The 4,278-nt window shown below is 72.0% G+C and carries 4 protein-coding genes and 1 pseudogene (1 of these 5 running past the window's edge); 2 read left to right on the top strand and 3 right to left on the bottom strand.

Annotation, left to right across the window (positions count from 1 at the left end):
• Nucleotides 1-191 (top strand): annotated as a pseudogene (locus tag AC3WON_RS27075) (histidine kinase N-terminal 7TM domain-containing protein) (it extends 1,422 nt beyond the left edge of the window).
• 9 nt (nt 192-200) lie between these two features.
• Here AC3WON_RS27075 and ubiT read toward each other — a convergent pair.
• The 3 genes from ubiT to ubiU are packed head-to-tail and all read right to left on the bottom strand — an operon-like array spanning nt 201 to nt 2,688.
• Nucleotides 201-665, bottom strand: coding sequence for a ubiquinone anaerobic biosynthesis accessory factor UbiT (gene ubiT, locus AC3WON_RS27080; RefSeq protein ID WP_010810646.1), 465 nt, complete (start codon nt 663-665; stop codon nt 201-203).
• Entirely contained in the window at nt 662-1,594 is a 933-nt protein-coding gene (locus AC3WON_RS27085; protein ID WP_492353112.1) for a U32 family peptidase, read from the bottom strand. Before AC3WON_RS27085 ends, ubiT begins: the two co-directional genes overlap by 4 nt.
• A 47-nt stretch (nt 1,595-1,641) precedes the next feature.
• Entirely contained in the window at nt 1,642-2,688 is a 1,047-nt protein-coding gene (ubiU, locus tag AC3WON_RS27090) for a ubiquinone anaerobic biosynthesis protein UbiU (RefSeq protein WP_492353113.1), read from the bottom strand.
• A 267-nt stretch (nt 2,689-2,955) separates the two neighbouring features.
• On the opposite strand from ubiU, the gene AC3WON_RS27095 reads away from it, so the two are divergent.
• On the top strand, nt 2,956-4,125 hold the full coding sequence (locus AC3WON_RS27095; RefSeq protein WP_492318344.1) for an NAD(P)H-dependent flavin oxidoreductase: 1,170 nt from the start codon (nt 2,956-2,958) through the stop codon (nt 4,123-4,125).
• Nucleotides 4,126-4,278 lie beyond the last annotated feature (153 nt).

A 4,278-nucleotide genomic window follows, 5' to 3' on the forward strand; every position in this document is an offset into this window, starting at 1 on the left:
CCCCCCCCCCCCCCCCCCCCCCCCCCCCCCCCCCCACGCCGGTGCAGCCGGTGGTCACCATCAGCGTGGGCGCGGTCTGGACCGTGCCGGAAGCGCCGCGGCTGGAGCCGCTGCTGCACCGCGCCGACAGCGCGATGTACCGGGCCAAGCGCGCGGGACGCAACCGCTTCATGCTGGACGGCGACGCCTGAGCGGTACGGCTACGACGCCGCACCTGCCCGCCCCACGGTGGCGCCGTGCAAGGCCACCAGCCGCGCCGCCGCCTGGCTGACCCATGCGGGCCGCGGCGCGGCGTCGAGCCAGTACTTGACCTCCAGGCCCAGCGCGGTATCGCCGCTGATCACCAGCCGGCGCTGGAAGAACAGCGTGTCGGTATCGGCCTCGCCGCCCAGCAGGCGCAGGTAGTCGACCGCGCAGGCGCGCAGCGTCAGCTCAGGCTCGGCGTCCGCTGCCGCGGCACGAAAGCGCCCGCCTTCGCAGCGGAACGGCACGGCCAGCCCAAGGTCCTGCACCGTCAGCAGGAAGGCGTGTCCGTCCAGTGCGGCCGGTGGCTCCAGCCATCCCGCCCGGCGCGCCAGCTCCAGCGCCGCCACCAGCGGCAGCGCCCTGGCACGGGCGGGCATGCGCCGGTGCACGCCCGCGATCAGCTTGTGCAGCGCGCTCATGCCCGGGCCTCCCAGGCGATGCCCGCGCTGCCGTGCCAGTAGCCGTTGCAGGGCTGGGCGCCGGCCGGGGTGATGCCGCTGCCAGCGGGTGCCTGTTCACCAGCACGAATCGCCGCGAGCTGTTGCACCACCTGCAGCGTGCCGGATGAGTGCGGACTCACACGCAGCATCCCCACGCCCATGCGCGCCATCGCCAACGCCTCTGCGCACAGGTCCAGGCAGGTGGCGCTCTGCGTCTGCACGCCGTTGAGCGTGAAGAACGCCTGCCCCTCGCCGGTGGCGGCCACCAGGCCGTCGGGATAATCCATGCAGCGGAACTCGCAACTGTCCTTGCGCAGGCGATGGTGGCGCGCCGTAAAGCAGCGCGCCGAGAACGCCAGCGGCAGCCGGCCCCAGACAAAGGCTTCCAGGCGCATGCCGGTGGGGCGCGCCGCTGCCAGCGCGGCCAGCGTTCCGCCATCCATCTCCACCGGCGCGACGCAGCCGGCCGCGCCCAGCCCGGCCAGCCACGCCAGCGTATCGGCGTGGTAGACATTGAGGTGGGGGCCGCCGACAAAGGGCCGCCCTGCCATGCAGCGCACCGCGCCCAGATCGTTGGCCTCGACCAGGTAGTCGTCCTGCGCGCAGGCGCGCCGCATCCAGGCGATATCGGTGTCGGACTCCACCAGCACCGGCGTCGACAGCACCACCTCCTTGCCGGCATCGCGCAGCATCTGCGCAATCTCCAGCCATTGCGCATGGCGGACTTCATGGCGGCGCGTACAGACGGTCTCGCCGAGATAGACGCGGTCGACCGGCGCATCGGCGACCGACGCATAGAACTGCATCACGGCCTCGCGCCGCCAGTAGTACAGCAGTGGGCCCAGGGCGATGCCGAAGTCGGGCATCGCTATGGTTTGCGGCATCGCGGCCGCGGCAATCTCTGGCATGGGAAGCTCCGTCATGGCCGGTTCAAGGCAGATCGATGTCATGGGTGTCACCGCCACGGCCGGTCGTAGGCGCCTTGCGTGACCTGGTCGCCTTCGGCATGGCGCCCCAGCGTGCTCTGCCACTCTTGCCGCGGCACGAAGCGCGCCGGATCGGCGCAGGCCGCGTCGATGGCCGCGCGCAGCACGCCGACCACATCGCCCACATAGCGCGGGCTGCGCTGCCGGCCTTCGATCTTGATGGCAGCGATGCCCATGTCGATCAGCGCCGGCAGCAGCGACAGCGCATTGAGGCTGGTGGGCTCTTCCAGCACGTAGCCGCGCTCGCCCTCCACCTCGAAGCGGCCCTTGCACAGCGTGGGATAGCCGGCCGGCTCGCCCGGCGCATAGCTGTCGATCAGGATGCCCGACAGCCGCGCCTGCATGGTCCCGTCCTGCTCGGTCCAGCGCACCGCGTGCGCGGGCGAGCAGACGCCCTTGTTGTTGGGCGAGTCGCCGGTGGCGTAGGAGGACAGCAGGCAGCGCCCCTCGGCCATCACGCACAGGCTGCCGAAGCCGAACACCTCCAGCTCCACGCTGGTCTGGCGCGCCAGCTTGCCGATCTGCGCCAGCGACAGCACGCGCGGCAGCACCACGCGGCGGATATGGAAGCGCTCGCGCATCAGCTCGATGGCGTCGGCATGCGTGGCCGAACCCTGCACCGACAGGTGCAGCCGCAACCCCGGATGGCGCTCGCAGGCATAGCCCATCAGGCCGGCGTCGGCCATGATGACCGCGTCGGCGCCAAGGTCCGCCGCCGCATCGACCGCGCGCTGCCATTGGGCCACTGCGCCCATCTGGGCAAAGGTGTTGATGGCGAACAGCACCTCGGCGCCGCGCGCGTGGGCTTCGGCCACGCCGGTGCGGATGTCGGCCTCGGTAAAGTTCAGGCCGCCGAAGTTGCGCGCGTTGGTGGCATCGCGCAGGCCCAGGTAGACCGCGTCGGCGCCGTGCTGCAGCGCCATGCGCAGGGCCGCCAGCGAACCGGCGGGCGCAACGAGCTGGGGCCGGCGCGGCACGTTCGCCGCGGTGGATGGGGCTGGGGAGACAGGGGTCATCGGTGATGGCGCCGGCGGCGGCGCGAAGATGAAGACAGCGGCCGATGCTAGCCAAGCGCTTGCAGCAGGGGCTTGACCGCGCGCAAACCCACGCCAACGGCACCCCGCCCGCGTTGGCCTATGCCGGTTGGCGTAGGCCGATGGCAGGCCACCACCGCGCGCTTGACCTGCGGCAAACGCCGGCCCGTGCCGCTGTGCCACGCTTGCCCGGTCATCCACGCGGCTGGCCGCATGCCGGCCCCGCGCCCACCCTCTTCCGGAGATTTTATGAATCAACCCTGGCTCAAGCTGGCCGGCCGCCGCCTGCTGCCCATCGTGCAGGGCGGCATGGGCATCGGCATCTCGGCCCACCGGCTGGCCGGCGCCGTCGCGCGCGAGAACGGCGTCGGCACCATCGCCAGCATCGACCTGCGCCACCACCACCCCGACCTGATGGAACGCACCCGCGGCAGCCGTGACAAGCCCGCCATCGAAGCCGCCAACCTCGAAGCGCTGGATCGTGAGATCCGTGCCGCGCGCACGGCGTCCGAGGGCCGCGGGCTGATCGCCGTCAACGTGATGAAGGCGGTGGGCTCGCACGCCGCGCTGGTGCGGCAATCCTGCGAAAGCGGCGCCGATGCCATCGTCATGGGCGCCGGCCTGCCGCTGGACCTGCCCGAGCTGACCGCCAGCCACCCCAGGGTGGCGCTGATCCCGATCCTGTCCGAGGCGCGCGGCATCGGCCTGGTGCTGCGCCGCTGGATGAAGAAGGGCCGCCTGCCCGATGCCATCGTGGTCGAGCATCCGGCGCATGCCGGCGGCCACCTGGGCGCGGCCACCATCCAGGACCTGTCAGAGCCGCGCTTCTCGTTTTCGCGCGTGCTGGCCGAATGCCGCGAGCTGTTTGCGCAGCTCGGGCTGGCCTGGGACAGCATTCCGCTGATCCTGGCCGGCGGCATCGACAGCCATGCCAAGGTGCGCCACTGGCTGGGCGAGGGCGCCGCCGCGGTGCAGCTGGGCACGGCCTTCGCCGTGACCGAGGAATGCGATGCCCACCCGGCCTTCAAGCAGGTGCTGGCCACGGCGCGGCCCGAGACCCTGCGCGAGTTCACCAGCGTGGCCGGGCTGCCCGCGCGCGCGGTGCTGACGCCGTGGCTGTCGCGCTACCTGTCGAGCGAGTCGCGGTTGCAGCGCCGCGCCAAGCCGCGTGAATGCCTGGAGGGCTTCGACTGCCTGCAGGCGTGCGGGCTGCGCGACGGCATTGCCCGCATCGGCCAGTTCTGCATCGACCTGAAGCTGGCGCAGGCCGTGCGCGGCGACGTGGAGCGCGGCCTGTTCTTCCGCGGCCGGGGTGCGCTGCCCTTCGGCGAGGCGATCCGGCCGGTGGCGGAGCTGATGCATTACCTGTTGACGGGGGAAAAGCCTGCGGGGCTGACCCAAGCCCCGACACCAGCCTGACGCATGCCTGTCGTGCGTGCCGTAGCCAACGCCGCGCGAACAAGGCTCCCCTCGCCCGCTTGCGGGAGAGGGGTGGGGGAGAGGGCCGGAGTGTCTACGAAGTGAGGCGCGTCGGTATGCCGGCGCCTGCCCTCTCCCCCGGCCCCTCTCCCG

This window comes from Cupriavidus sp. FW305-46, assembly GCF_058787075.1.

What these genes read in the sequence shown, in the direction of transcription:
- ubiU (WP_492353113.1), bottom strand. Translation starts at nt 2,688, where the DNA reads ATGACCCCTGTCTCCCCAGCCCCATCCACCGCGGCGAACGTGCCGCGC.
- ubiT (WP_010810646.1), bottom strand. Translation starts at nt 665, where the DNA reads ATGAGCGCGCTGCACAAGCTGATCGCGGGCGTGCACCGGCGCATGCCC.
- AC3WON_RS27085 (WP_492353112.1), bottom strand. Translation starts at nt 1,594, where the DNA reads ATGCCAGAGATTGCCGCGGCCGCGATGCCGCAAACCATAGCGATGCCC.
- AC3WON_RS27095 (WP_492318344.1), top strand. Translation starts at nt 2,956, where the DNA reads ATGAATCAACCCTGGCTCAAGCTGGCCGGCCGCCGCCTGCTGCCCATC.